This window comes from Microbulbifer maximicatervae (SeqCode) (genome assembly GCF_052467225.1).
In genome coordinates, this window is the sequence record NZ_CP174303.1 from 1,749,423 (window position 1) to 1,774,878 (window position 25,456).

Here is a 25,456-nt window from a genome sequence, read left to right on the forward strand (position 1 = left end):
TTGCAGGCCAGTGCGACAAAGGGTTCGTCAAAATTAACCCGAGATGGCGCAGACTACCTTGGCCCTCAAACTATTACAAGCAATAAGCGTGCCGACTATTGCCTGCCAGGAGGTCGATTTCTATGTGAAATATGATATGTTTTTCGAAATTTTACCTGTTGAGTTACGCTTGTCATCATTTACCATTAAATGGTGAACTCGTGTCCCAAATAGACTTCGCGCACTTGCTGATTAGCGAGGACATCATCGGGCGTGCCTGAGGCAATAATATGTCCCTCGCTAACGATATAAGCAGTTTCACAGATATCCAGGGTTTCCCTTACGTTGTGATCTGTGATCAAAACGCCGATATCCCTGTCCCGCAAGTGGCGAATAATGTGTTTGATATCGTTAACTGAAATAGGGTCTACACCAGCAAAGGGTTCATCGAGCAAGACAAAGCTTGGGTCTGTAGCCAGGGCTCGTGCAATCTCCACTCTGCGCCGCTCTCCGCCGGATAGGGCCATTCCTAGGCTGTTTTCAATGTGTGTGATATTGAACTCTTCGAGCAACTCCTGGGCCTGCTCTTCGCGCTCTGCACGATTGAGTCCTTTTCGGGTTTCGAGGATTGCGAGAATATTGTCACGCACTGACAGGCGTCGAAAAACAGAGGCTTCCTGGGGCAGGTAACCGATTCCCTTGCGGGCGCGCCCGTGCATTGATAGGCGGGTAATATCTTCGTTGTCGATTAGGACTTGCCCTGCATCGGCCTGCACCAGCCCAGCGATCATATAGAAACAGGTGGTTTTCCCAGCTCCATTGGGGCCAAGTAAGCCAACGACCTGTCCACTTGAGACGCTGACAGAGACGTCTTGGACAACTTTTCTTTTCTTATATTGTTTGGCGAGGTGTAACGCTTGTAGCGTTGGCATAATGAGTCCTGAAATCTAACCGCGGCCGAGAGGGGCAGCGGATTACATCATTGTAAGTAGCGCTGTTTTACAGGCACTGAAATTTGGATGAACTACTGGTCTGTGTCGGTATTTGCTTCAGCAGGCTCGCTGGATTCGGTGCTCTCAGGTTTCCAGATCATTTCAACTCTGCCTTGGCCAGGCTGGCTGCGAGCGCTCATTTGCTCAGTGGCGAGATCGTAGTCGATTTTCTCGGCAGTTAGGGTGTTGCCATCGCGATCGATATAAGCTTGCCCTGTGAGCTGCAGTTCTTCAGAGCTGATGACATACTCGATGCGCTCAGCACGGGCTTTAACAGGCTCTTCGCTCTCCAATATCTTTTGTTGGAAGTGCGCGGGGCGGCCCACAGCAATGACTCGGCTGATTTCATCGCTAGCCGTAAAGTACACTTCCACGCGATCTGCTCTGATTTGGAGGGAGCCCTGCGTGATGACCACATTGTCACTATAAACCACTAAATTATTGGCGCGGTCGGCTGACATAGATTCCGAGCCCACAGAGATTCTCTGGGTTCTATCGTCAGGTAAAGCCTGTGCTACGGTGGCAATAGCTGCCAGCGTAATTGCAGTGAAGGTCTTAAGTATTGAGGGATAGGGGTTATTGGGTGTCATAGCTGCTCTTCACGTCGGATAGAATTTCCATCCGGTTTTCTTTCAGGTAAGCGCGCATCCCCGTTCCTTCAGTGCGGTTGGGGCCGGAGCTAATAGTAACAACTTTGTCGGTCTCGGCGAATTCCCTGTCAGGGAAGATTGTGATTCGCGGTGTTTCCAATTGGATGCCATTCGGGCCGGGGAGTTCATCAATTTGAACGTCGCCACTAAGTACGATACGTTTTCCTCGATTGAAGGCCACACCCCTTTTGGACCGAGTTGCCCACTTGGGCTGGTCGTCCGTATAGAACAGCATACGCGGCTCTTTAAGGTTGGCTCGATCCCGGCGTTTAAATTGAAAGTAGGTGATTTGCTCTGCATCCACTCGATAAGCTAGGTTGCCTGCCTGGTCAAAACGGCGAGTTTCAGCCCCTTTGATAATAAGGTCCGCAGCCCGATTTTGTTGCTGAGGAGTGGGCCTTTTGCCTAAGAACTGTTCTGGCGGACTCTCGGAAAACCAGAGCCCGGCACTTATAAGCAGAATGACCAGTATGAGAGGCAACCACGAGCGCATCATTTTTCTCCGATATAGGGGGCGAGCGCCGCGTCAAAGGTCCCTTGTGCAATCATAATGCGGTCGCAGATTTCGCGTACAGCACCCTCGCCGCCACGAGCCTCTGTGATCCAAAGGGCTCGCTCCCGTACGGGGGGGGCTGCATTAGGTGGTGCGATGGGGCACCCGATCTTGGTCATTACCAGTAGATCGGGATAATCATCCCCGACATAGGCGATATCTTCCAGGCGGCATGACTCTTCAGAAAGTAGCTCCTGTAGTGCGGCAAACTTGTCCTCCCGGCCCTGAATCAATTTATTGATACCCAAGTCGTGCGCTCGGCGCTCTACAACATTACTGCGCCGGCCGGTAATGATTGCTACACGTACTCCAGAGTTTTGCAGCATTTTAATGCCGTGCCCATCCAGGGTGTGGAAGGTTTTGAGCTCGTTGCCGCTATTGTCAAAATAAAGCTTGCCATCTGTCAGAACACCGTCCACATCCAGAACAAGCCAGCGGATATTTTTCAGGGAGTCATTTAATTTTTGTTCGGGCATCACCGGAGTAATCTCTCTTCGCCTTTGATTGTGAGGGCAAAACCTGCGTATTAATTGTCCGGTATTATCTCAGATAACTCCGGCGCGCAGAATATCGTGCATATGGAGTACGCCGACAGGGTGGTGAGCTTCATCTTCTACCACTAATGCAGTGATTTTGTAGTCCTCCATAATTCTTAGGGACTCTGCAGCGAGAGTGTCAGCAGAAACCGTTTTAGGGCGGCGACTCATCACCTCCTCCATGAGTGCTTTGTCGAGTTCGATTTTTTGATCAATTACTCGGCGCAAATCACCGTCGGTGAAAACGCCTAGTAATTCATCGTCGCTATTTACAATAGTTGTCATGCCGAACCCTTTGCTGGTCATCTCTAGCAGGGCTTTTGATAGCAGCGTCTCTGGAGTTACCTGAGGGAGTTCATCGCCCGCGTGCATCACGTCCTCAACCTTCAGTAGAAGCCTGCGCCCGAGGGCACCGCCGGGGTGAGAGAAGGCAAAATCTTCGGCAGTAAAACCCCTGGCCTCGAGCAGGGCGACTGCAAGTGCATCTCCCATCACCAGAGTAACTGTTGTTGATGAGGTGGGGGCCAAGTTGAGGGGGCAGGCCTCTGTGGCTACCGATATATCCAAATTGACTTCCGCAGCTTGAGCCAGAGGGGAGTCGGTTTTTCCTGCCATGCTAATTAGTGGAATGCCCAGGCGTTTTAGCAGAGGTAGTAGAGTGAGGACTTCAGCGGATGAGCCAGAATTGGATATGGCTATGACAACATCATCTCGAGTGATCATGCCGAGATCACCGTGGCTCGCTTCGCCGGGGTGAACAAAAAAGCTCGGTGTGCCAGTGCTGGCAAGGGTGGCGGCGATCTTTCGGCCAATATGCCCAGATTTCCCCATGCCGGTAACAATGGTGCGACCGCGACATTGCATGATCATTTCACAGGCTCGCTGGAATTCGCCATTAACTCTGTGTTCCAGTGCTGCCACCGCTTCAGTTTCCATGCGGACGGTGCGGCGCCCAGCTTCCAAAATTAAATCCTGTGTCATCAACTGCCTCAATCGCTTACTAGTGCTCTGACAAGTTCTCGTAAAACTGCCTTATTATGCGACAGTTTCGATATTTACTTATGCGACAGCGTGGATAATTTTTGTCATATGAGTCCAATATTTAAAGGCGACTCGATCTTTTGCTGTCGTGCTAATCTATATTAGCGGGCTGCTGGCGGCGGAAAAAGCCAGTGCGCACTTTAGATGTGTCAAATGACACGCTCGTACACCGCCACATTGCCGGGTGTGGCCATGGTATAGTTTGCCGTCTCCGCTGTCAGCTATGTCACTCAATGGATGATCGACACACTCTCAGTTGGGCTGCGGGAAGGTTGATATGTGGTATTGCTATGGCACTAAATTCTGTCATATGCGTCCAAGGAATGATTTGCTAACTGGAGATAATTTGTGAACGCATCATTTTGGCTTGGCCGAAACGGTTTGTCGCGGTGGATTAGATTTGCGCTTTGTGTTGTTTTTGCTTCTGCAGTGATGCCTGCAGCCAATGCGGCCCAAAATCCATATGTAATGATTAAAGGGGTTTCCGATGAGCTTTTGGGGGTAATTCGTACCAACGCTCAGTATGCAAATTCAGACCCACAAAGATACTACAATGCTGTTGAAGGGGTGCTGACCCCGGTTGTTGATTTTGACTTTATCGCTCGCGGTGTAATGGGGCGCTATGCCAAGCAGGCGACTGCCGACCAACGCTCTCGCTTTACGGATGCTTTTCGTCGCGATCTTGTAGCGACATTTGCTCGCGGCGTGGCAAATTTTGGCGACCTGGATGTAAAAGTGGTCAATCCCGGCACCACACCTCAAGGTAATCGTGTAAATGTGCTGCAGGAAGTTCGCAGCAAAGAGGGTATAACAAAAGTTTCGTATACCTTGGTGCGCAATCGGGCAGGCCAGTGGAAGTTGATCAATGTGATTCTGAATGGGGTCAACCTGGGTAAGACTTTCCGCAGTCAGTTCTCGCAGTCAATGCAGACTTATGGGGACATCGACAAGGTGATTTCTAATTGGTCAGCGGCAGACGATGCCGCAAATAAAGTGAGTTGATCCGCGAACTTTGGAGTGCGTAGCTGCGCACTCCGCTTGATTCAAGTACACTTGCGTGCTGTTTTTAACCAATCGCAAGTCCCTCCTATGCAACCAGACGAAATCAAGGCCCTAATCGAAGGGCAAATTCCCGATAGTACTGTTGAAGTGGCTTTTGAAGGTAGTCACCTGATGGTCACTGTAGTGAGCAGTTCCTTTGAGGGTCTGAGTCGTTTAAAAAAGCAACAGCTTGTCTATGCCGCTCTTGGTGAAAAAATCGCCGATGGCACCTTGCATGCCGTGCAAATGCAGACTCTGACTCCAGAAGAAGCCAGTCGTTAACTTGCCATTGCCACTGAGGTGTTGGCTATCTAGAAAGAGATTGAATGGATAAGTTGATAATAGAGGGCGGCAGCCCAATTTCCGGGACTCTGCGGATTTCTGGAGCTAAGAATTCAGCCTTGCCGATATTGGCTGCTGCTTTATTGGCTGACGGGCCTGTGCAAATCGATAATTTGCCGCATCTCAATGATATTACCACCATGATCACCTTGCTCCGGTGTATGGGGTGTGATGTCACTATTGATGAAAAGTTGGGTGTTGAGATTGACCCTCGCTCAGTCAATGACCTGACCGCTCCCTATGAGCTGGTTAAAACGATGCGGGCCTCAATCTTGGTTCTTGGGCCCCTGTTGGCTAGGCATGGGGTTGCGAATGTCTCCTTTCCAGGTGGTTGTGCAATTGGTAGCCGCCCAGTCGATATTCACCTGAAGGGCCTTGAGGCAATGGGTGCTGAGATAACCATCGATGGTGGTTTCATTCGGGCGCGCTCCAATGGTCGTCTTAAGGGAGCCAATATTGTCATGGAGAAAGTGACAGTTGGCGGCACTGAAAATCTGTTGATGGCAGCGGCACTGGCAGAGGGAACTACGACTCTGCACAACGCCGCTCGCGAGCCTGAAATCGTCGATTTGGCAGAGTTCCTTATTGCTATGGGGGCTCAGATTGAAGGGGTTGGCACTGACACCCTGCGTGTTCACGGTGTACCTAAGCTTACCCCCTGCAAGTTCACTGTTATGCCGGACCGTATTGAAACCGGAACCTTCCTTGCGGCAGCTGCAGCGGCGAGGGGCAAAGTGCGCCTGCTCAATACTCGTGCCGATATCCTCGATGCGGTTATGGTTAAGTTTGAAGAGGCTGGAGCTCATATCAGTTGTGGCGACGATTGGATTGAGCTGGATATGAAAGGCAATCGCCCTAAAGCGGTGAGCTTCCGTACAGCGCCTTACCCAGCCTTCCCTACAGATATGCAGTCCCAGTTCACAGCAATGAATGCTGTAGCCGAAGGAAAGGGGACTGTAGTTGAGACAATCTTTGAAAACCGCTTAATCCAGGTTCATGAGCTGAATCGAATGGGAGCAGATATCACCCTGGAAGGCAATACGGCAATTGTTACCGGGGTGGAGAAGCTTAAGGGCGCTCCAGTAATGGCTTCAGATCTGCGCGCGTCAGCTAGCTTGGTTATTGCTGGTATGGTGGCAGAGGGCACTACTATGGTGGATCGTATTTACCATATTGACCGCGGCTACGAGTGTATTGAAGAGAAGCTCCGACAGCTGGGCGCGAATATTCGGCGTGTTCCCGGCTGATTGCTACGAAGTTAATCCCAAGAGCCAATGACGGACTGGCGTAAATCGAAATGACTGCACAAATTACAATCGCACTGACAAAAGGGCGGATTCTTCAGGAGACCCTACCGCTTCTTAAGGCGGCAGGGTTGGAGCCTGCTGAAGACCTAACTAAAAGTCGAAAGTTGATATTTCCGACGAATCGCGAAGGGGTGCATCTCCTCCTCCTGAGGGGAGTGGATGTGCCCACTTATGTGCAGCATGGAGCCGCAGATATTGGTGTGGCGGGGAAAGACACCCTACTCGAGCATAGTTCTGATGGTATATACGAGCCTCTCGATTTGGGCATTGCCCGCTGCCGCCTGATGACCGCTGGTGTTAAGGGGGGGCAATTGCCCAGTGGCCGAATTAAGGTCGCTACCAAGTTTGTACAGAGTGCCAAAAAGCACTATGCCTCGATTGGCCGTCAGGTTGACATTATTAAGCTGTATGGGGCTATGGAGCTTGCTCCGCTAATGAATTTGGCCGACGAGATTGTCGATATTGTAGATAGTGGCAATACGCTAAAGGCCAATGGCCTTGAAGCCCGAGAGACTATTGCGCAAATCAGCAGTCGATTGATCGTCAACAAGGCAGCCATGAAGATGAAATATGCGCCAATCAATAGTTTGATTGAGAAGTTGGCATCGGCTGTAGCACAAACCAAATAGATACCCGAAGCATTATGACGAGCAAAGTAATTCGTCGGCTAAATACGGTCGATAGAGATTTTGATGGCCAATTGAAGCAGTTATTGGCTTGGGAGGCAGTGGCAAATCAAGAGGTTGAAAGTATCGTTGCAGAAATATTGCAGCGTGTTCGCGCTCATGGTGATAAGGCTGTTATCGAGTTCACCAACCGCTTTGATCATCGGCACCTGGAAAGGGCGAAAGACTTTGCTCTGCCGGCTGCTGAGCTTACCGCGGCTCTAGGTCGTATAAGTACCGAGGAGCGCGAGGCCCTGGAGGAAGCTGCTAATAGAGTGAGGCGTTACCACGAGCATCAAAGACAGGAGTCCTGGCGCTATACGGAGGCCGATGGGACTGTGCTTGGGCAGCAGATTACCCCAATGCAAAGTGTCGGCATTTATGTTCCTGGAGGTAAGGCGAGTTACCCTTCTTCCGTGCTTATGAATGCAATTCCTGCAAAAGTTGCTGGGGTTGACGCCGTAAATATGGTGGTGCCGGCTCCGAAAGGGGCGCTGAACGACCTGGTGTTGGCGGCAGCGGCAATAGCAGGGGTGGACCGGGTGTTTACGATTGGTGGTGCCCAGGCAGTAGCGGCACTAGCCTATGGTACTGAGTCTATTCCTGCGGTGGATAAAATTGTTGGTCCGGGGAATATCTTTGTGGCCAGTGCCAAGCGTGCTGTTTTTGGTCATGTTGCTATCGACATGATTGCGGGCCCTTCTGAAATTCTGGTTATTTGCGATGGGCAAACAGATCCCGACTGGATTGCCATGGATCTGCTGTCACAGGCTGAACACGATGAGCAGGCGCAGTCAATTCTGTTGTGCCCTGATGCTGAGTATCTAGATCGGGTTGAGAGTTCGCTGCAAAGGCTTTTGGTCGAGTTGCCCCGAGCTGAAATTGCCTCCCGCTCCCTTGCTGATCGTGGAGCGTTGATCCAAGTGGAGTCCATACAGCAGGCGATAGAAATCTCTAATCAGATTGCACCGGAGCACCTGGAAGTTTCAGTAGATAATCCTGAGGCTTACCTTCCTGGGATCCGGAATGCCGGAGCCATTTTCCTCGGGCGCTATACGGCAGAGGCATTGGGGGACTACTGTGCTGGCCCCAATCATGTCCTTCCTACCAGTGGCACTGCCCGTTTTTCCTCACCGCTGGGAGTTTACGACTTCCAGAAGCGCAGTTCGGTGATCTACTGTTCTGAAAAAGGCGCTGATACCTTGGGGCGCGTAGCGCATACTCTTGCGCTCGGGGAGGGGTTAGAAGCTCATGCCCGCTCTGCGGGTTTTCGGGTCAAGGATTTCTGAGTAATACACCCCGACAGATTCCTCTATGCGGGGTGTGTACATAGTGCACTTATTCTGTAGGGGGTATGCGGGTAGCCTGCCAGGCTAGGGCGCGCCACTCACCGTCTCGTTTAACAAACATGCCGGTGTTGAGGTAATAGCTTTGTTCCCCTTTACTGCTGTCATTAGCCGATAGTTTAAATGCAGCAATAGCGGCATCTCCTAACAATCGAATGTCAATTTCCTCGGCGGCATAGCTTGTTGTCACTGGTTCAGTGGGAGGTGTTTGCATTCCTTGCATAATTTCGCTTTTGCCAAAGCGCTTTCCGTTTGAGCTGGTGTATACCAGGTCCTCGGCCCAAAAGCGTTGGTGGGCCTGGGGATCAGAGGCAGCTTTGCTGATAAAATCAATCAGCAGTTTTTGTAAGTCTTCTTTATCTTCCGCTACTGCGGGAGTTACAGTTATTGTAAAAAGTAGAGCAAAAACCATTGAGCGCATGGAGGCTCCTCCTTGAGAGTTTATTCTATTGCTGTTTTTGTCTGTGGCTCTTCTGAAACTGTGGCATTAACCGTATGGGAGGCGCCTTCTCTAATAAAGGTTATTGAGATGGTATCTCCGGGGCGCAGAGTGGCCATAGTGGCCTCTCCCTGTTTGCCATCGCCGATAGGGAGGCCATCAATATGCGTGATGACATCTCCTGGCTGAAGACCTGCAACATGCGCGGGGCCCTCGTTGTAAATAGCTGTTACTAACACGCCACCAGTAGAGTTTAAATTGAACTCCTTGGCCATTTGAGGGCTAATGCCAGTAGCTTCAATACCCAGCCAGCCGGGTACGACGCGGCCATAAGCAATAATATCCTGCATGACTTTGAAGGCAATATTGGCGGGAATGGCGAAGCTGATCCCGCCTGAATAGCCGGATTGATTGAGAATTGAGGTGTTGATGCCTAGCAGGCGCCCTTGAGAGTCAACCAGTGCGCCACCAGAGTTTCCAGGGTTGACCGCAGCATCTGTCTGCAAAAAGTTCTGTAAGTAGCTGCCGGTGCCTGAGTTTTCAAGGTGACGGCCTTTCGCACTGATAATGCCTTGAGTCACAGTTTGCCCAACTCCAAAAGGGTTGCCGATTGCTAGGACGACGTCGCCCACCTGTGCCCTGTCGGGTTCACCGACAGAAATGGAGGTCAGGCCGTCGAGGTCAATTTTGAGGACGGCTAGGTCAAAATCTGTATCGCTTCCGACGAGCCTTGCTTGCGCTTCCCGTCCATCAGCTAAAAGAATAACAATGGCATCGGCCTGGTCGACCACATGATGGTTGGTCAGGATATAACCGTTATCACTGGCAATGACACCTGAGCCAAGATTGGATTGCATCCTCTGTCTTTGCGGGACATCCATGTTGTCGAACAAGCGCCTAAAAAGGGGGTCATTGAACAGAGGGTGCTGGCGCTGCGGCATGGCCATTCGAGTGTAGATATTGACTACAGCTGGGCCTGCCACATTGACAGCGTGGGCATAGGAAACCGGACCTTGGGTATTATTTCCATTGGCCTCGGGGGCGACACCGCGCAGTTGTGGGAATATAACCAAGAGCAGGGCAGCCATGGCAAGGCCTACCAGGGTTGGTAGGATCCAATCTTGTAAAAATCGGTTTTGGGACACTCGTGACTCCTCTTTGCGCTGATTATACACACGTCTCCAAGCGGAATCGCTGCACATGGCGTTTGTTAGAGGAAATTGTTTCTTTTGGCGGGGTGGTTGTTCACGTCACAACAATTAGCATGTAAGGGCTCTACAAAATAGCTTGAATAGAGGGGCAGTTTGTGAGCCTAAATGGAGGGCGCTTGTATTTCTCACTCTACTATATAGCGATTGTCCAGTACCCGGGTTGCTTACTTGGTTATTGAGACCCTGGAGTTGCTCAGGGAGTGGAATTTGGGAGGTATAATCTAACTCCTGTATGGCAATGACATTGGTCGCTTACGATAGATGCGTATAATGGCCAATCGAAATTTTAAGACTAACCGGTAACTACTGTTTTTGGAGACCTAAATGTCCCTAGTTCGCCCCCATGGCAGCGTTGAACTTCAGCCACGCTTTGTATATGACAGTGAGAGGCATCACCAGTTGATGCACGAAGCGGAGTCCCTGCCGTCAATCGTGGTCAGTTCGGCAGCTGCCGCCAACGCGGTGATGCTCGGGGCAGGATACTTCAATCCGTTACACGGCTATATGAACCTGGCAGATGCCATGAGTGTTGCTGAAACCTTGCGCACAGTAGATGGCCTGTTCTGGCCGGTGCCGGTTGTTAATGTTGTTAAAGACGCGAGTGAAATTGAGGGTGCCTCCCGTATTGCCCTGCGTGACCCAAATGTCGAGGGTAATCCGGTTCTCGCCGTGATGGATGTTGAGGCGATCGAAACCATTTCAGAAGAGCAAATGGACACCATGGCTGAGCAGGTGTTTGGCACTCTGGATGAGAAACACCCCGGTGTCGCAACCTTTAAGTCTGCGGGTCGAACTCTAGTATCGGGCCCGATCGAAGTGCTGAACTTTAGCTACTTCCAGAATGACTTCCCGGATACTTTCCGCACTGCGGTAGAGATTCGCAATGAATTCAAGGAGCGTGGCTGGAATAAGGTTGTAGCCTTCCAGACTCGCAACCCGATGCACCGCGCGCACGAAGAGCTGTGCAAGATGGCCCTCGACGGGGTAGAGGCCGATGGTGTACTGATTCATATGCTGCTTGGCCAGCTGAAGCCTGGTGATATCCCCGCTCCGGTGCGCGATGCTTCCATTCGCAAGATGGTAGAGCTGTACTTCCCGGCGAATACTGTGATGGTGACCGGCTACGGCTTCGATATGCTGTATGCTGGCCCGCGCGAAGCGGTATTGCATGCGGTATTCCGCCAGAACTGTGGCTGTAGCCACCTGATTGTCGGTCGTGATCACGCCGGCGTTGGCGATTACTACGGCGCTTTCGATGCTCAGACAATCTTCGATGAAAAGGTGCCCGAAGGCGCTCTTGAGATTGAGATTTTCCGTGCCGACCACACCGCTTATTCCAAAAAGTTGAATAAGGTGGTAATGATGCGTGATGTTCCTGATCACACGAAAGAAGACTTTATTCTGCTTTCAGGTACTAAAGTGCGTGAAATGTTGGGTGATGGTATTGCGCCGCCCCCAGAGTTTTCTCGCCCTGAAGTGGCGCAGATTTTGATGGATTACTATCAGAGCCTGTAAGTACCGAATAAAAAAGGCGGGTGATTACCCGCCTTTTTTATTGCTTGGAAATCTGCGTTTCATCATCTCCTACAGCTTGTTAATTATTAGCTGCTCTCATGGGCTTCTTTTTCGAGTCCGTAGTCCTCAGCAAGCGTGCCTTTGGCGCCAGGTTCCTTGGGGGCCCAGTCGCGAGGTGGCTCTATATCCTGCAATTTCTCATCGTTGTCTTTTAATTTTCCACTGCCGGCTTTTAGCATCTGGCGGCCAATATCCTGGCTGGATAAGCGCAGCGCGCTATTAGACAGGTATTCGTGAACCTCTTTGTAGCTCTCGGTGAGGTTGTGAACAAGTTGTGACGTTTGGTCGAAGTGATCGTTGACCTGCAACTGAAAGTCTTCGAGTTTGTTGTTGGCCTCACGTAGCCTTTGCTCCAGTTCCTCTGAGCGCTCCACACTGGTACGCCCGCGCACTGCTAGGAATGCGAGGAATGCACCCAGGGTCATACCGAGGACGCCGACTAGAATTAATACCGATGTAGAGTGCACTTACTACCTCCTCAACTTGCTTTTTTATTGTACAGATCACCTCGCGGAGAGATGAGGCTGCCAATCTTGGCCCAGCCGGTTTCTGCACTTTGGGTAGCCCGCGTTCGTGGCTATTGCCCCTCATAATAGAGAGGCCAGTATACGCGATTATTACGCTGACAATTAATGTTGTCGGTCAATTGCGACAGAATGGTTAGTGCCTGGTTCCAGTTTGCGGGGAGGGCTGGCTATTTCGGGTGGTTGCACTGTTGTAAAGGATGCCAACCCCGTCGCTCTGCGGTCTATGCGTAGATTGGTTGAATTTGATAGAGTGCGCGCCAGTTATTCAGTAGTCGAAGAAATTTTCCTCTATGTTGCCCGCCAAACCACTATTTTCTTCCCCTCTTGAGCGTTATGAGAGTGACCTTCAGCGCCCTGACTTTGTTGAGGATCAATCTCAGCGTCAGGCAGTTGAGGAGTTGCAGGATCTTCACCGACGCTTGGTGGCTCGGTCTGAGCGCGGTGCGATCGTCAGTTTTTGGTCCCGTATTCGCAGTGGCGCTAATGAGCCGGAGAAGGGGCTCTACTTTTGGGGTGGGGTAGGCCGCGGAAAAACCTACCTAATGGATGCGTTTTTTGAGTCCCTGCCGTTCGCGGAAAAACAGCGTACCCATTTTCATCGCTTTATGCGTCGAGTTCACCAGGATCTAAAGGAGTACGCAGGGGAGAAGAATCCGCTGGAGAAGGTGGCAGATAAGATTGCCCGCCGCGCTCGGGTGCTCTGCTTTGATGAGTTTTTCGTCTCAGATATTGCCGATGCCATGATATTGGCCGGCCTGTTGGATGCGTTGTTCCGCCGGGGGGTGGCCCTGGTGGCGACCTCGAATATTGTGCCCAAAGGCTTATATAAGGATGGGTTGCAGAGGGTACGGTTTCTTCCGGCCATTGATCTGCTGGAGAAGTACACCAAGGTGGTTAATGTCGATAGCGGTACCGATTACCGGCTGCGCACCCTGGAGATATTGGAATTATATCATTCTCCGCTGGGACCTGAGGCGGATAACAGTCTGGAGCAGAGTTTTTCACAGCTGAGTGTCAGCGGCTGCGAAGCTCGTAGCGAGGTTCAGCTGCAAGTGGAGGGGCGCCCAATTCGAGCCTTGAAAGTAGCGGATGATGTTGCTTGGTTTGATTTTGTGGATCTATGCGATGGGCCGCGATCGCAAAATGACTATATCGAGCTGGCCAGGGAGTTCCATACGGTGCTTCTGGGGTCGGTGGTCAAGTTTGATGAGCGTATGGATGCCCAGGCGCGTCGCTTCATTAATCTGGTAGATGAATTTTACGACCGGTGCGTGAAGTTGGTGATTTCTGCGGAGGTTCCAGCTGAGGAGTTGTACGTCGGCCGGAATCTTAAGTTTGAGTTTGAGCGCACGGTGAGTCGGCTTTTGGAGATGCAGTCCCGCGAATATCTGGAGCGGCCCCATCGCCCCGAATAAGTCTGTCGAGTCGGGGTAAATTCCGCTTGAAAAGCATACACTCCTTTTGTACTATCCGCGCTCTTTTGTGGGACGGCCCCTAATTCTGGGGGTCATATTACAGGTGTTTATAACATGAAGACTTACAGTGCCAAGCCAGAGGCGGTAAAACGCGACTGGTACATTGTTGACGCTGCGGACAAGACCCTCGGCCGTATTTCTGCCGAGATCGCAACCCGCCTGCGCGGCAAGCACAAGCCTGAATACACGCCCCACGTGGACACTGGCGATTACATCATTGTAATCAACGCAGAAAAGGTTCGCGTGACCGGTAACAAGGCCAAAGACAAGATCTACCACAGCCACTCCGGCTACCCTGGTGGTCTCAAATCCATCAGCTTCGAAAAGCTGATCGAAAAAGCGCCCGAGCGCACCGTTCAAAGCGCCGTTAAAGGCATGCTGCCGAAAGGTCCTTTGGGTCGTGCCATGTTCAAGAAGCTGAAAGTATACAGCGGCAGTGAACATCCTCATGTGGCTCAACAGCCGATTGAACTGGCGATCTAAACGGGAATAAATCTGATGGCAACTACTCAATACTACGGTACCGGCCGCCGCAAGACCTCTACTGCTCGTGTATTCCTCGCAGCAGGCGAAGGTAAGATCACCGTAAACGGTCGCACTCTGGACGAATACTTCGGCCGTGAAGTGGCTCGCATGATCGTGCGTCAGCCGCTGGAAAAGGTTGAAATGGTCGAGAAATTCGACATCACTGTTACTGTTAAAGGTGGCGGTTCCTTTGGTCAGGCGGGTGCTATCCGTCACGGCCTGACCCGTGCCCTGATGCAGTACGACGAAGCGCTGCGTCAACCGCTGCGCGCCGCTGGTTATGTTACCCGCGACGCCCGTGAGGTTGAGCGTAAGAAAGTGGGTCTGCGCAAAGCGCGTAAGAAGCCGCAGTTCTCCAAGCGTTAAGCTTTCTTTTTGGCCCGGCTTTTGCCGGGCTTTTTTATATTCCCGTATCTGTGGTTATCCAGCGCTCTTATGACTTTTGCTGGATTTATCGCGGTTTCGCCGCGTGATTCCCGACGTTCCCCATAGCATTGCCTTGTATCAAATTGGCATTTTCTTTAACATTGCGCCGATTTGTATCCGCTTGATTTGTGGGGTTTATTCGCGCGGGCAATCTGCCGGGGCGGGACTTCTTTCAAGACTTTTTGGGTTTGGGCCAGCGAATCTCCGGGTTATCGGGGTCGCTGTGATGGGAGAACTACGTCATGAGTGATGACGGTGTAAATGTAGGACGGCGCCGTTTTCTAACCGCTGCCACCTCAGTTGTTGGTGGCGCGGGTGCGGTGGGGGTTGCCGTTCCCTTCGTCGCTTCCTGGAAGCCGAGTGCCAAGGCGAAAGCTGCGGGCGCTCCGGTTAAATACAACATTAGCAAAGTTGAACCGGGCCAAATGGTCACTGTAGAGTGGCGAGGTAAGCCGGTCTATGTTGTGCGCCGTACCGATGAAATACTGCAAGACCTGGAGAAAGTGGAGCCTCTACTGCGCGACCCTAACTCCGAGGAGTCTATCCAGCCAGCTTATGTAGATCCGGAAAACCGCTCTATCAAGCCAAAGCTGTTGGTGTTGGTTGGCCTGTGTACGCACCTTGGCTGCGCGCCTATGTACCGCCCGGAAGTGGGTGCTGCCGATCTGGGTGGCGATGAGTGGATGGGTGGCTTCTTCTGTCCCTGTCACGGTTCCAAATACGATATGGCTGGCCGTGTTTATACCGGTGTTCCCGCGCCTACCAACCTGGAGGTGCCGCCTTATTCCTATGAAAACGACGATGTAATCGTGATTGGCGTAGACCAGGAGGGCACCGCATGAAATGGCTCGCAGATTTCGGTGATTGGGTAGATCAGAGACTACCCATTTACCAGGCCTGGGATAAGCACATGGGCAAGTACTACGCGCCCAAAAACTTTAACCTGTGGTATTTCTTCGGCGTTTTCTCCCTATTGGTCCTGGTCAACCAGCTGTTGACCGGTATTTGGCTCGTTATGAGCTACAACCCCTCTGCCGAGGAGGCATTTGCCTCGGTTGAATACATCATGCGCGATGTGGAGTGGGGTTGGTTGATACGATATCTTCACTCCACAGGTGCGTCTGCCTTCTTCGTGGTGGTGTACCTGCATATGTTCCGCGGTTTGATGTACGGCTCTTATAAGCCGCCCCGCGAGCTGGTGTGGATCTTCGGTATGTGTATCTACCTGGTGCTGATGGCAGAAGCCTTTATGGGCTACGTACTGCCCTGGGGCCAGATGTCCTACTGGGGTGCCCAGGTAATTGTTTCCCTGTTTGGAGCAATTCCCGGCATTGGCGATAGCCTGGTTGAGTGGATTCGCGGAGACTACCTGATCTCTGGTATTACCCTGACTCGCTTCTTCTCCCTGCACGTTATTGCGCTGCCGCTGGTATTGGTATTGCTGGTAGTTCTGCATATCCTGGCGTTGCACGAAGTGGGTTCCAACAACCCAGACGGCATCGAGATCAAGAAGAACAAGGATGAGAATGGCATCCCCAAAGACGGTATTGCTTTCCACCCTTACTACTCTGTTCACGACCTGGTAGGTATCGCGGTATTCCTGTTTATCTTCGCAACTGTTGTGTTTTTCTTCCCGGAAATGGGCGGCTTCTTCCTGGAGTACGCTAACTTCGAAGAAGCGAACCCGCTGAAGACACCACCGCATATTGCTCCGGTTTGGTACTTCACGCCGTTCTACGCAATCCTGCGTGCGGTTACCATGGATATCGGTCCGCTTACTGCGAAATTCCTTGGCTTGGTAGCCATGGGTGCCGCTATTGCTGTGCTGTTTGTATTGCCTTGGCTGGACAAGAGCCCGGTTCGCTCGATCCGCTACAAGGGTTGGTTGCCGAAGGGCTTGCTGCTTCTGTTTGCTGCAGTATTTATTATCCTTGGCTACCTGGGTGTTAAATCTCCGACCCCGGATCGTAACTTCCTGTCTCAGGTAGCGACGCTGTTCTACTTCGCCTTCTTCCTGACCATGCCGGTTTGGACGAATCCGAAGAGTAAGAAAGGCATTGGCTCCTGGGCTGTTTGTGTCATCTTCGGCGTGCTGTTCTTGTGGATGGCGGTAGCTAATTACTCCGTGAATACTTTCATGGTGGTTGTAACTCTGCTGCTCTCTGCCTTCTTTACTTTGCTGCCCTGGATTACCAATCGCGATGAGGTCTACCCTGAGCCTGAGCGTGTAACCAGCCCGTCTGGTGGTAAAACTTTCGGCATCCTGTTTATCGGTATTATCGTTGTCGGCCTGCTGACCTTTATCCCGATTAAAGCGGTAGGTGCAGAATCTGAAGTGGAGCTGGATCACATCAATATCGACCTGCGGGACAAGCCGTCTCTGCAGCGCGGTGCCAAGTACTTCGTCAACTATTGCATGGGTTGTCACAGTGCCAATTACTCCCGTTGGGAGCGTGTGGCCACTGACCTGGATATCCCGGTTGAGTTGATGATGGAGAACCTGGTTTTGGGTGACGACAAAATCGGCAACCTGATGACGATCTCCATGCGTCCAGATGATTCCAAAGTATGGTTCGGCGCCGCGCCGCCGGACCTGACGCTGGTTGCTCGTTCTCGCTCACCGGAATGGCTCTACACTTACCTCCGCAGCTTCTATAAGGACGACAGTCGTGCTACCGGGGTAAATAACAAGGTCTTCCCGAGTGTGGCCATGCCTCACGTTCTGATGGAGCTGCAAGGCTTGCAGGAGTGTGCCCCTGGTCCTAAGCGCGACCACGGTAAAGTTGTCCGCGATGAGCTGGGCAACCCGATTATGGATGCCGCCTGTGGTAGCCTGGAGGTCGGTAAGGTGAAAGGCTCTATGACACCTGAAGAGTTTGATGGGGCAATGTATGACCTCGTCAACTTTATGGAGTACATTGCTGAGCCGATGGCTGAAGATCGCAAACGTGTTGGCTTCTATGTGCTGGCGTTTATTTTTGTGTTCTTTATCTTCGCCTGGTTGCTGAACCGCGAATACTGGAAAGACGTGCACCACTAAAGCCGTCGCTAGTTTGTCTCTAATGGGTGGTGGGTTTACTCACTGCCCTTTTATATTTTGAATAAATGGTCGGCTCTAGCCGGCTTAAAGTTTGAGGTAGTTTGAACATGGGTGTGCCTACCAACAAGCGCTCCTCGATGACCTTCTTCTCCGATGGTCGCAGCCACTATAGCCACCGAGTACGTATCGTACTTGCAGAGAAAGGGGTTTCCGTCGATATCACCGATGTGGACGCCGATGATAAACCAGCTGAACTCGCTGACCTCAATCCTTACAACTCCCTGCCAACCCTGGTAGATCGCGACTTGGTTCTGTTCGAGACCAAAGTGATGATGGAGTATCTGGACGAGCGTTTCCCGCATCCGCCGCTGCTGCCGGTTTACCCGGTTGCCCGCGCGCAGAGCCGCCAGATCATGCATCGTATCGAGCGCGATTGGTGTCCTCTGGTGGACAAGATCCTTGCCGGTGGTAAGGACGCGGCCTCCGCTCGCAAAGAACTGCGCGACAACCTGGTTGGTATCGCTCCGATGTTTACCGACCTGCCGTACTTCTTTAATGAAGAGTTTTCTCTGGTAGATTGCTGCATGGCCCCGCTGTTGTGGCGCCTCGAGCAGTTTGAGATCAGCCTTCCGAAAACCAAGCAGGTTAAGCCGTTGCTGGATTATATGGACCGCCTGTTTGCCCGCGAGGCATTCCAGCAAAGTCTGACCGAATACGAACGGGAAATGCGTTGAGGGAATACTGGTGAGCAAGCCGGCCATGACATCCAATCGTCCCTATATTCTGCGGGCGTTTTACGAGTGGATAACCGATAACCGGTGCACTCCTTATATTCTGGTTGATACGCACCTCCCCGGTGTTTTGGTGCCGCAACAACATGTGAACGACGATGGTCAGATAGTGCTGAACATCTCGGAATCAGCGGTTGCCAGTCTGACTATGGATAATTACGCCATCAGGTTTAACGCCCGTTTTGGCGGGGTTCCGACAGATATCCAAGTTCCTGTGGGGTCTGTGGTCGGAATCTACGCGCGGGAAAACGGGCAGGGGATGGTATTTGAGGCCGAGGAAACTCCAGAGCCGCCCGAACCGACGCCACCCACCAGTTTGGGTAAAAAATCGGTGAAAAAACCGGCTCTGCGTGTCGTTAAATAGTGCTCCTTTTCGCTGGTAGGGCAGATTTCTGAAGCCCTGCCAGTTCCCCCCGCCCCTGCTTCAATTTTGTGATCTAGTTCCGGGTATACGCTTGTCCCAAGTCCGTATAATGTCGCGTTATCTTTTATTGCCGCGAATGTCATGCCGCCGTACCTTCAATGGCTGCGCTTTATTTGGCTGCCAGGGATGCTTCTGGTGCTTCTCGTTGCGCAGTATCTTCCCTGGATCGATCTGACCCACTTATACAGTCCGCAGCTGCCTGTGTTGCTATTGGCTATGGCAGCATTGCTCAGTTTTGGTTTTCGCTCAAGCCGGGTTGCGCTTTCAGCGCTGCTTATCATGGCCCTATACATCGCGGCTCACTCCCAGTTGCTCCCCAGCTTGGACAGGGATCTCCCGCTATATCTCTCACTGGTAGCGGTAAATCTTGTTCTCTTTACTTGCAGTCGTGATCGCAGTGTCTTCAGTATTTTTGGGCTGCTGTGGGGCCTGTTTTTGCTGGCTGAGGGGGTGGGTTTTGTCTTGCTCTACGATTGCTGCGCGCCGCTGAGGCTGGCATTTCCGGTCGAGAATTTGCCCAGGGGGTTGTCCGGGTTTTTACCCGACGCATTTTCGTTGCCACAATTGATCGGCAGTGTCTCCGCTCTCGGTGCTTTTGCCTTACTTTTTCTCTACCCTGGCCCCACCGCTATGGGTCTGTTTAGTTGTTCTATTTTGCTGCTGTGCAGTGTTTGGTTGGGCTTTCCTCTCGAGTTTACCGGGTCTGTAGCGGGAATATTGTTGGTCGCTTCGCTGCTTGGGGCCAGTTATGAATTGGCGTTTCGCGATGAGCTGACTGGGCTTCATTCCAGGCGGGCCTTCCGCTATCAGATGCTGACGCCAACATGGAATTACAGCCTTGCCATGGTTGATATCGATCATTTTAAGAGGCTGAATGATCGCTATGGGCACCAAGTGGGTGATCAGGCTTTGCAAATGGTTGCGGCTCAACTCGCGCGCCACTCTCACGGTGCCGTGTTTCGCTATGGTGGCGAGGAGTTTGTTATTTACCTTCCGGGCCGCAGTCGCGAGGCGAAAGAAGCTTTATTGGAAAAAATCAGGGAGAAAATCTCAAGCTACCCGCTGCGCCTAAGGTCATCGGGGCGTCTTGCCGCAGGGGCCTCACTAAGGGGGAAGGGCGGAGGGAGGCCAGTAAAAGTTACTGTGAGTATTGGCGTTGCCCACCGCAATAAAAAACTAAAGAAACCCGAGAATATCCTTAAAGCGGCTGATCAAGCGCTTTATAAAGCAAAGCGCAGCGGGCGAAATTGCCTGTCGGTCCACAGCTGATATAAATCAAGTAAATTTGAAAGTGACGCTTAATTCCCTTTTGGCATTGGTCAATCTGTTGTGCGCCACCGATACTGCAAAGCAGGGTATTGGAAGGGAGATTTGGTGTGCGGATACTCAGTCATACAATAGGTATTCTTACCAACCCGGAAAAAGAGTGGAAAGCGATACGCGCTGATCGCCATTCTTTTTTTGAGGTGTTTGTAACTCATGTGCCGCTTCTGGCGTTGATTCCTACTGTGGCCGGTTACTTTGGGGTTACCCGGGTAGGCTTTCAGGTTGGGGGACATCTAGCAAAGCTGACACCTGAAAGTGCAGCTGTTCTGTCGGTTGTTACTTACTTTGCATTGCTGGTTGGCGTCTATTGCCTCGGAGAGTTTATTAACTGGATGGCGCGATCCTACGGGGTTGAGGGCGATGAGCCCACGCGCCATTATGAAGGGACGGCACTTGCGGTGTTTATTACTACGCCAATCTTCCTGGCGAGTATCGTCGTCCTTTATCCGCACCCCTGGCTCACGATGGCGTCGGTAGGCATTGCCGGGATGTATTCTATTTACCTGGTCTTTGCCGGCATTCCGATCCTGATGAATATGAATAAGGATCGAGCATTTCTGTATGCCTGTGCAGTATTAACCGTTGCCCTGGTAATGATGGTTACGGTGCTTATTGGCTCCGTCATTTTATGGAGTGTGGGCATCGGGCCGGTTTATCAGCACCACGCCTATTAAGGCTTCACAACGCCAGCATTTGTGCTGGCGTTGTGCGGCTACCTAGACTTATCGATAATCGGTGGCATAGGGCAGTCCAGGCTGTCAGCGACGGCCCTTAACAGTTCGATCTCCTCCGCTTTAATTACCCCATTGTGATTCAAGGTGATCACAATCGCTTTCAGTAAGTCGGGTTTCTCCAGGGGCGGTATAAGGCTGGCGATTGCAATGGCCTTGTCCAGTCGTGGCAGGGTGATATCAGCGATGCCGGGTAGCGGGGTTATTTCAAGCCTGAGAGCACTGAGTCCCTTCTCATAAGCACGTTTTGCTGGAAGGTATTGGCTGTTTCCCGCATGGGCGATGGCTGCAATGATAAATCGTGAAGCATCTTTGTTGGCATGTTTGCTGTGGGAGAGGCGCTGTCGATCTGGAGCGCCGTCGAGCGCGTGCATTAATACCCGGTATAAGGCCCACTCCCAAACTTCAACTTTCCCATCGCTGTGTAGAAGCTTGATAAGGTTTCGTTTAAAGATCTGGTACTGCTGAGGGACTAGGGCACGCAAGGCCGGGATACATAGGTCTATCAATGCGAGGCGGGCGTTGCTCGGCAGTGATTCCATATGTGGTGTGAGTTTTTTCATCTCGCGGATAACAGCGGGGTGGGCAATTTTCTCCAAGAGGTTTAGCTGTTTGTCTCGCTCGGTTTTATCCTTGTGCAGAAGAAGGTAGTAAACCAGTGCCCGGGCGGTAAAAGGTTCGTGTGCAGCCTGTTGGATCAGAGGTGGAATAGAACCCAGCAGTTGATGCCCAAGCTCAACTTGGTGTGTATCTGGTTTGGCAATGCTGTTGTCCACCGCATCCAGAGCAGCCTGGAAAGGCGTTGTAGGAGCGGCCATGGCGAACTGAGGATTTTGCAATTCACTGGGTTTTACAGTCTGGGCTTCACTTTTTACCTGTTCTTCCGTATTGGCGAATAGGCCGTTCCAGGCGGGTTCTAACCTCTTTATACGCACCGGTAGTGGAGGGTGAGTGGCAAAAAGGCTGAGCAGCGAGTGTTTTACCCCAACCGCGAACAACATATGGTTAAACTCTGCTGCGTTGGGGCTGCTGAGTTCTGAGCCTAAATCGCGGCCACCGATCTTTTTCAGTGCGTTGGCAATACCGAGGTTGTTGCGAGTAAATTGTACTGCGGAGGCATCGGCAAGAAACTCCCGTTGCCGACTGACAGCGGCCTTGATCAGGTTGCCGATCAGCGTACCGGTGTAGCCGAGGATAATCAGAGTTATTCCCAGGCCTAGTAGCGGATATCTTATGGGGGTTACGCGCCTGTGGGGTGCTGGGCTTCTGACAAGGAGCTGCCCCAAAAGTCCAATAATTAAGATTCCATGTAACAGCCCGGTGATCTGGGTGTTTAGACGAATGTCTCCATTGAGAATATGACTGAACTCGTGGGCAACAATTCCTTGTAGCTCCTCCCGGGTAAGCTTTTCCAAGGAGCCCCGCGTCAGGCCAATAATGGCGTCGGTAGGGTTTTGGCCAGCGGCAAAGGCATTGATGGTGCTGTCCTCAATGATGTAGACATCGGGTACCGGAATACCTGTTGCAATAGCGATCTCTTCCACAACATTGAGTGCTCTATTTTCCCGCTCAGTTCGCGCGGAAGTATTAAGCTTGCGCCCTCCTAGGGATTCCGCCACAGCCTTTCCCCCAGGGGATAATTGATGGAACTTGTACAGACTGCCCAGGATAACGACGGTACCGATAACAAAGGCTATTGAGCCAAGGGTCTCCCAGCCCAGAAGTTGCGCAACGTCAAAGGGAGTAAATGGTTGGCCGCGGGACAGTGACACCATGGCTGCCGTAGCCAGGGTGCTCAAACTGATTAGGGCAATGAGGGCCAGGCTGAACAGGAAAACCAGCAAACGACTGCTGTGCTTGGCTTTGTCCTGGTGAACGTAAAAGTTCATATTTAAAACTCGATACGTGGCGCGACTTGAAAGGTTTCTGAGTCTGCAAACTCAAGCAGTTGGGCGTTGGCTCTGTGGCCAAAAAAGCCGGCCAGAAATACTGGGGGGAAGCTCTGCTTGTAGATGTTGTAGCTGGTGACGCAGTCGTTAAAAGCTTGGCGTGCAAATGCCACGCGGTTTTCGGTGCTGTTTAACTCCTCGTTGAGTTCGCGAAGGTTCTGGTCGGCTTTCAATTCCGGGTAGGCCTCAATCACCATATTCAGGCGGCCCAGAGCGCTGTTGAGAAGGCCTTCTGCGCGGCCGAGCTTATCGATTGCGGCGGCATTAGTGGGGTTTTTAGCGGCGGTTTTGAGATCTGACATTGCACCATTGCGCGCGCTGATAACCGCTTCCAGGGTGTCTCTCTCATGGTTCAGGTAGGCCCTGGCGCTCTCCACCAGATTTGGCACCAGATCGTGGCGCCGTTTTAACTGTATGTCGATCTGCGCAAAAGCATTTTCACTGTGGTTTTTCAGTGAAACCAGTTTGTTAAAGATACTGATAATGAAAAAGAACAGTGCGATGACCACCGCCAGCACAACAAGTCCCGTAGATCCCATAACGCTCCCCTATTTATCCCTGTTGGTGGCGTAAATAGTAACACGATGGGCTGATACTGCTGCGCACTGGTCGCACCCCTGGCGGAGCGGGGTGGGGCTTCGGCTATAATGCGGCGACATTAAAACAATTGCCGCCACCACGGTGATGGCGGCACAGAACTTGGAGCAGCCAGAATGAGTGATGTAACTTCGGACCCAGTAGTGATTGTCGGAATGTCGCGTACGCCAATGGGCGCTATGCAGGGCAGCCTTTCAGCCCTCACTGCCCCGCAGTTGGGTGCTGCGGCGATTCGCGCAGCCCTTGAGGACGCGGGTGTGGCACCTGCCGATGTGGATGAAGTGCTGATGGGTTGTGTGCTTCCGGCAGGTGTTGGTCAGGCTCCGGCACGTCAGGCATCACTGGGTGCTGGCATCCCGGTCGGCACTCCTTGCACCACTGTTAACAAGGTGTGTGGCTCTGGAATGAAGACTGTGATGATGGCCCGCGATGCCCTGCTGATGGGTGAGGGTAAGGTTATCGTTGCTGGTGGTATGGAAAGTATGAGCAATGCCCCCTACCTGCTGGCCAAGGCCCGCTCTGGTATGCGCCTCGGTCATGGAGAGGTCAAAGATTCCATGTTCCTGGATGGCCTGGAAAATGCTGCAGATGGCAAGCTGATGGGTACTTTCGCCGAATCTACTGCCGATAAGTACGATTTCACCCGCGAAGAGCAGGACGCTTTTGCCCTGGAATCTCTGGCGCGTGCCCAGGCTGCGATTGAAGGTGGTGATTTTACTCGTGAAATCTCCCCGGTCACGATTGCCTCTCGCAAAGGTGAGATTGAGGTGAGTGTCGACGAGGCCCCAGGTAATGCCCGTCCAGACAAAATCCCTCAACTAAAGCCAGCGTTTCGTAAAGACGGCACTGTAACCGCTGCGAACTCCAGCTCTATTTCTGACGGTGCTGCGGCGCTGGTGTTGATGCGCAGAAGTGAAGCTGAGAAGCGCGGCTTGAAAGCTCTGGCTGTTCTCAAGGGGCAATCCCAGTTTGCCCGTGAGCCCGAGTGGTTCACTACGGCTCCGGTCGGCGCTATGCACAAGCTGCTGGAAAATGCCGGTTGGTCTGCGGCGGATGTGGACCTATTCGAGATTAATGAGGCATTTGCGGTAGTGACTATGGCTGCAATGCGTGAGCTCGATTTGCCCTGGGAGAAGGTCAATGTTAACGGTGGTGCCTGTGCCCTCGGCCACCCGTTAGGTGCTAGCGGTGCCCGTATCCTGGTTACCCTGTTGGCAGCGATGGAAAAGCGCGATGCCAAGAAGGGCGTGGCAAGCCTGTGCATTGGTGGCGGTGAGGCTACAGCGGTTGCTATCGAGCGCGTATAAGTCACAGACTTGAGCGCTAACAAAAACGGAGGCAGTTGCCCCCGTTTTTGTTTGTGTAGTGCGGGAAATATTAGTTGATGTATTCCACTGCTTTCACAACCTTCTGTACCCCGCCTACCGAGCGGGTCACTTCGGCTGCCCGTTCCGCTTCGGCAGGAGTTAGCAGTCCCATCAAATAAACAACTCCATTCTCGGTCACGATTTTGATGCGACCACTGTCTACTTCCTTATTGGCAAACAGGTTGCTTTTCACCTTGGTGGTTAGCCAGGTATCGCTGGTGCTAGCCAGTAAAGTGACTTTACCGCGCACCTGAATTTCGTTGTAGACCTGGCGAACATTCTGTACTTGTTCCGCCGTGCGTCCGGCGAGCAGGCGCAGTTCCTGGCTGGGCACCTGGCCGGTGAGCAGTACAACACCATTAAAAGAATTGATATTGATATTCGAGGTTTTCAGGTCCGGGTGAGCTTTGTTGATATTGACTGTGGTCACCGTCTCGATGCGCTGGTCGTCAATATAGGTGCCAAAAGATCGCTCGCCGGGGTCCTGTTGTATGGGGCCGTCATGGGTGGCCTCCAATACAGTGCTGCATCCCGCTAACAAGGTGGTTGCCGCGAAGGCAGCCAGGAGATATTTCCCCAGGGTCAACTTTTTGTTGTTCAT

27 protein-coding genes are annotated in these 25,456 nt (G+C 52.1%); 16 read left to right on the forward strand and 11 right to left on the reverse strand.

Annotation, left to right across the window (positions count from 1 at the left end; translation table 11 throughout):
• Positions 1-185: 185 nt before the first annotated feature.
• The 5 genes from lptB to ACJJIZ_RS07645 all read right to left on the reverse strand — a co-directional run bounded on the left by lptB (position 186) and on the right by ACJJIZ_RS07645 (position 3,691).
• Entirely contained in the window at positions 186-911 is a 726-nt protein-coding gene (lptB, locus tag ACJJIZ_RS07625) for an LPS export ABC transporter ATP-binding protein (RefSeq protein WP_444907485.1), read from the reverse strand.
• Between the two features lie 92 nt (positions 912-1,003).
• Positions 1,004-1,561, reverse strand: coding sequence for a lipopolysaccharide transport periplasmic protein LptA (gene lptA / locus ACJJIZ_RS07630; protein WP_444915728.1), 558 nt, complete (start codon positions 1,559-1,561; stop codon positions 1,004-1,006).
• The gene (gene lptC / locus ACJJIZ_RS07635) at positions 1,548-2,117 is read right to left on the reverse strand and encodes an LPS export ABC transporter periplasmic protein LptC (RefSeq protein ID WP_444915729.1); all 570 of its coding nucleotides are present in this window, start codon (positions 2,115-2,117) and stop codon (positions 1,548-1,550) included. Before lptC ends, lptA begins: the two co-directional genes overlap by 14 nt.
• Positions 2,114-2,650, reverse strand: coding sequence for a KdsC family phosphatase (locus ACJJIZ_RS07640; RefSeq protein ID WP_444915730.1), 537 nt, complete (start codon positions 2,648-2,650; stop codon positions 2,114-2,116). The genes lptC and ACJJIZ_RS07640 overlap by 4 nt, the downstream gene beginning before the upstream one ends.
• Positions 2,651-2,719: 69 nt before the next feature.
• Positions 2,720-3,691: a KpsF/GutQ family sugar-phosphate isomerase gene (locus tag ACJJIZ_RS07645; RefSeq protein WP_444915731.1), complete on the reverse strand. Its 972-nt coding sequence runs from the start codon at positions 3,689-3,691 to the stop codon at positions 2,720-2,722.
• A gap of 408 nt (positions 3,692-4,099) precedes the next feature.
• Between ACJJIZ_RS07645 and ACJJIZ_RS07650 the strand changes: the two genes are divergently transcribed.
• From ACJJIZ_RS07650 to hisD, 5 genes are all read left to right on the forward strand, one after another.
• Positions 4,100-4,753, forward strand: a complete 654-nt coding sequence (locus ACJJIZ_RS07650; protein WP_444915732.1) for an MlaC/ttg2D family ABC transporter substrate-binding protein — start codon at positions 4,100-4,102, stop codon at positions 4,751-4,753.
• Positions 4,754-4,840: 87 nt separating this feature from the next.
• Complete coding sequence (locus ACJJIZ_RS07655) at positions 4,841-5,074, forward strand: BolA family protein (RefSeq protein WP_444896351.1); 234 nt, start codon at positions 4,841-4,843, stop codon at positions 5,072-5,074.
• Between the two features lie 44 nt (positions 5,075-5,118).
• Positions 5,119-6,381 (forward strand): UDP-N-acetylglucosamine 1-carboxyvinyltransferase, encoded by a 1,263-nt coding sequence (gene murA / locus ACJJIZ_RS07660; RefSeq protein WP_444896352.1) that lies wholly within the window; start codon positions 5,119-5,121, stop codon positions 6,379-6,381.
• Positions 6,382-6,431: 50 nt separating this feature from the next.
• On the forward strand, positions 6,432-7,070 hold the full coding sequence (gene hisG, locus ACJJIZ_RS07665) for an ATP phosphoribosyltransferase (RefSeq protein ID WP_413663036.1): 639 nt from the start codon (positions 6,432-6,434) through the stop codon (positions 7,068-7,070).
• Positions 7,071-7,084: 14 nt separating this feature from the next.
• Positions 7,085-8,395, forward strand: a complete 1,311-nt coding sequence (gene hisD / locus ACJJIZ_RS07670; protein ID WP_444915733.1) for a histidinol dehydrogenase — start codon at positions 7,085-7,087, stop codon at positions 8,393-8,395.
• A gap of 49 nt (positions 8,396-8,444) precedes the next feature.
• Here the strand turns inward: hisD and ACJJIZ_RS07675 are convergent, their stop codons facing one another.
• Both ACJJIZ_RS07675 and ACJJIZ_RS07680 read right to left on the reverse strand, forming a co-directional pair.
• Positions 8,445-8,873, reverse strand: a complete 429-nt coding sequence (locus ACJJIZ_RS07675; RefSeq protein WP_444915734.1) for a nuclear transport factor 2 family protein — start codon at positions 8,871-8,873, stop codon at positions 8,445-8,447.
• A gap of 20 nt (positions 8,874-8,893) precedes the next feature.
• Positions 8,894-10,036: a S1C family serine protease gene (locus tag ACJJIZ_RS07680; protein WP_444915735.1), complete on the reverse strand. Its 1,143-nt coding sequence runs from the start codon at positions 10,034-10,036 to the stop codon at positions 8,894-8,896.
• Positions 10,037-10,426: 390 nt separating this feature from the next.
• On the opposite strand from ACJJIZ_RS07680, the gene sat reads away from it, so the two are divergent.
• The gene (gene sat / locus ACJJIZ_RS07685; RefSeq protein ID WP_413663032.1) at positions 10,427-11,617 is read left to right on the forward strand and encodes a sulfate adenylyltransferase; all 1,191 of its coding nucleotides are present in this window, start codon (positions 10,427-10,429) and stop codon (positions 11,615-11,617) included.
• A gap of 86 nt (positions 11,618-11,703) precedes the next feature.
• Here sat and ACJJIZ_RS07690 read toward each other — a convergent pair whose 3' ends face one another.
• A complete protein-coding gene (locus ACJJIZ_RS07690; RefSeq protein ID WP_157954137.1) occupies positions 11,704-12,144 on the reverse strand; it encodes a Z-ring associated ZapG family protein in 441 nt (146 codons plus the stop codon).
• A gap of 350 nt (positions 12,145-12,494) precedes the next feature.
• Here ACJJIZ_RS07690 and zapE point away from each other — a divergent pair, with 350 nt between their 5' ends.
• The 9 genes from zapE to ACJJIZ_RS07735 all read left to right on the forward strand — a co-directional run bounded on the left by zapE (position 12,495) and on the right by ACJJIZ_RS07735 (position 20,885).
• A complete protein-coding gene (gene zapE / locus ACJJIZ_RS07695; protein WP_444915736.1) occupies positions 12,495-13,619 on the forward strand; it encodes a cell division protein ZapE in 1,125 nt (374 codons plus the stop codon).
• A 114-nt stretch (positions 13,620-13,733) separates the two neighbouring features.
• Positions 13,734-14,162 carry a 50S ribosomal protein L13 gene (gene rplM / locus ACJJIZ_RS07700; RefSeq protein ID WP_444893021.1) on the forward strand — a complete coding sequence of 143 codons (429 nt, stop codon included), beginning with the start codon at positions 13,734-13,736 and terminating at the stop codon, positions 14,160-14,162.
• A 15-nt stretch (positions 14,163-14,177) separates the two neighbouring features.
• Entirely contained in the window at positions 14,178-14,570 is a 393-nt protein-coding gene (gene rpsI, locus ACJJIZ_RS07705) for a 30S ribosomal protein S9 (protein WP_282933887.1), read from the forward strand.
• Between the two features lie 302 nt (positions 14,571-14,872).
• Entirely contained in the window at positions 14,873-15,472 is a 600-nt protein-coding gene (gene petA / locus ACJJIZ_RS07710; RefSeq protein ID WP_413663029.1) for a ubiquinol-cytochrome c reductase iron-sulfur subunit, read from the forward strand.
• Positions 15,469-17,670, forward strand: a complete 2,202-nt coding sequence (locus tag ACJJIZ_RS07715) for a ubiquinol-cytochrome c reductase (protein WP_444915737.1) — start codon at positions 15,469-15,471, stop codon at positions 17,668-17,670. The genes petA and ACJJIZ_RS07715 overlap by 4 nt, the downstream gene beginning before the upstream one ends.
• A 107-nt stretch (positions 17,671-17,777) precedes the next feature.
• Positions 17,778-18,404 carry a glutathione S-transferase N-terminal domain-containing protein gene (locus tag ACJJIZ_RS07720; RefSeq protein WP_108734210.1) on the forward strand — a complete coding sequence of 209 codons (627 nt, stop codon included), beginning with the start codon at positions 17,778-17,780 and terminating at the stop codon, positions 18,402-18,404.
• A gap of 25 nt (positions 18,405-18,429) precedes the next feature.
• Entirely contained in the window at positions 18,430-18,825 is a 396-nt protein-coding gene (locus ACJJIZ_RS07725; RefSeq protein WP_108735312.1) for a ClpXP protease specificity-enhancing factor, read from the forward strand.
• 141 nt (positions 18,826-18,966) lie between these two features.
• On the forward strand, positions 18,967-20,154 hold the full coding sequence (locus ACJJIZ_RS07730; protein ID WP_444915738.1) for a GGDEF domain-containing protein: 1,188 nt from the start codon (positions 18,967-18,969) through the stop codon (positions 20,152-20,154).
• Positions 20,155-20,261: 107 nt separating this feature from the next.
• Positions 20,262-20,885: a Yip1 family protein gene (locus tag ACJJIZ_RS07735; RefSeq protein WP_282933883.1), complete on the forward strand. Its 624-nt coding sequence runs from the start codon at positions 20,262-20,264 to the stop codon at positions 20,883-20,885.
• A 38-nt stretch (positions 20,886-20,923) separates the two neighbouring features.
• On the opposite strand, the gene ACJJIZ_RS07740 is transcribed toward ACJJIZ_RS07735, so the two are convergent.
• Complete coding sequence (locus tag ACJJIZ_RS07740; protein ID WP_444915739.1) at positions 20,924-22,831, reverse strand: M48 family metallopeptidase; 1,908 nt, start codon at positions 22,829-22,831, stop codon at positions 20,924-20,926.
• Positions 22,832-22,833: 2 nt separating this feature from the next.
• Entirely contained in the window at positions 22,834-23,430 is a 597-nt protein-coding gene (locus ACJJIZ_RS07745) for a LemA family protein (protein ID WP_444915740.1), read from the reverse strand.
• 174 nt (positions 23,431-23,604) lie between these two features.
• Here ACJJIZ_RS07745 and ACJJIZ_RS07750 point away from each other — a divergent pair, with 174 nt between their 5' ends.
• A complete protein-coding gene (locus tag ACJJIZ_RS07750) occupies positions 23,605-24,795 on the forward strand; it encodes an acetyl-CoA C-acyltransferase (RefSeq protein ID WP_444915741.1) in 1,191 nt (396 codons plus the stop codon).
• Between the two features lie 70 nt (positions 24,796-24,865).
• On the opposite strand, the gene ACJJIZ_RS07755 is transcribed toward ACJJIZ_RS07750, so the two are convergent.
• Positions 24,866-25,456, reverse strand: coding sequence for a BON domain-containing protein (locus ACJJIZ_RS07755; RefSeq protein ID WP_444893027.1), 591 nt, complete (start codon positions 25,454-25,456; stop codon positions 24,866-24,868).

What these genes read in the sequence shown, in the direction of transcription:
- hisG (WP_413663036.1), top strand. Translation starts at nt 6,432, where the DNA reads ATGACTGCACAAATTACAATCGCACTGACAAAAGGGCGGATTCTTCAG.
- lptB (WP_444907485.1), bottom strand. Translation starts at nt 911, where the DNA reads ATGCCAACGCTACAAGCGTTACACCTCGCCAAACAATATAAGAAAAGA.
- ACJJIZ_RS07655 (WP_444896351.1), top strand. Translation starts at nt 4,841, where the DNA reads ATGCAACCAGACGAAATCAAGGCCCTAATCGAAGGGCAAATTCCCGAT.
- ACJJIZ_RS07715 (WP_444915737.1), top strand. Translation starts at nt 15,469, where the DNA reads ATGAAATGGCTCGCAGATTTCGGTGATTGGGTAGATCAGAGACTACCC.
- ACJJIZ_RS07720 (WP_108734210.1), top strand. Translation starts at nt 17,778, where the DNA reads ATGGGTGTGCCTACCAACAAGCGCTCCTCGATGACCTTCTTCTCCGAT.
- petA (WP_413663029.1), top strand. Translation starts at nt 14,873, where the DNA reads ATGAGTGATGACGGTGTAAATGTAGGACGGCGCCGTTTTCTAACCGCT.
- lptC (WP_444915729.1), bottom strand. Translation starts at nt 2,117, where the DNA reads ATGATGCGCTCGTGGTTGCCTCTCATACTGGTCATTCTGCTTATAAGT.
- rpsI (WP_282933887.1), top strand. Translation starts at nt 14,178, where the DNA reads ATGGCAACTACTCAATACTACGGTACCGGCCGCCGCAAGACCTCTACT.
- ACJJIZ_RS07750 (WP_444915741.1), top strand. Translation starts at nt 23,605, where the DNA reads ATGAGTGATGTAACTTCGGACCCAGTAGTGATTGTCGGAATGTCGCGT.
- murA (WP_444896352.1), top strand. Translation starts at nt 5,119, where the DNA reads ATGGATAAGTTGATAATAGAGGGCGGCAGCCCAATTTCCGGGACTCTG.
- sat (WP_413663032.1), top strand. Translation starts at nt 10,427, where the DNA reads ATGTCCCTAGTTCGCCCCCATGGCAGCGTTGAACTTCAGCCACGCTTT.
- ACJJIZ_RS07640 (WP_444915730.1), bottom strand. Translation starts at nt 2,650, where the DNA reads ATGCCCGAACAAAAATTAAATGACTCCCTGAAAAATATCCGCTGGCTT.
- ACJJIZ_RS07645 (WP_444915731.1), bottom strand. Translation starts at nt 3,691, where the DNA reads ATGACACAGGATTTAATTTTGGAAGCTGGGCGCCGCACCGTCCGCATG.
- ACJJIZ_RS07725 (WP_108735312.1), top strand. Translation starts at nt 18,430, where the DNA reads ATGACATCCAATCGTCCCTATATTCTGCGGGCGTTTTACGAGTGGATA.
- lptA (WP_444915728.1), bottom strand. Translation starts at nt 1,561, where the DNA reads ATGACACCCAATAACCCCTATCCCTCAATACTTAAGACCTTCACTGCA.
- hisD (WP_444915733.1), top strand. Translation starts at nt 7,085, where the DNA reads ATGACGAGCAAAGTAATTCGTCGGCTAAATACGGTCGATAGAGATTTT.
- zapE (WP_444915736.1), top strand. Translation starts at nt 12,495, where the DNA reads ATGTTGCCCGCCAAACCACTATTTTCTTCCCCTCTTGAGCGTTATGAG.
- rplM (WP_444893021.1), top strand. Translation starts at nt 13,734, where the DNA reads ATGAAGACTTACAGTGCCAAGCCAGAGGCGGTAAAACGCGACTGGTAC.
- ACJJIZ_RS07755 (WP_444893027.1), bottom strand. Translation starts at nt 25,456, where the DNA reads ATGAACAACAAAAAGTTGACCCTGGGGAAATATCTCCTGGCTGCCTTC.
- ACJJIZ_RS07745 (WP_444915740.1), bottom strand. Translation starts at nt 23,430, where the DNA reads ATGGGATCTACGGGACTTGTTGTGCTGGCGGTGGTCATCGCACTGTTC.
- ACJJIZ_RS07740 (WP_444915739.1), bottom strand. Translation starts at nt 22,831, where the DNA reads ATGAACTTTTACGTTCACCAGGACAAAGCCAAGCACAGCAGTCGTTTG.
- ACJJIZ_RS07730 (WP_444915738.1), top strand. Translation starts at nt 18,967, where the DNA reads ATGCCGCCGTACCTTCAATGGCTGCGCTTTATTTGGCTGCCAGGGATG.
- ACJJIZ_RS07675 (WP_444915734.1), bottom strand. Translation starts at nt 8,873, where the DNA reads ATGCGCTCAATGGTTTTTGCTCTACTTTTTACAATAACTGTAACTCCC.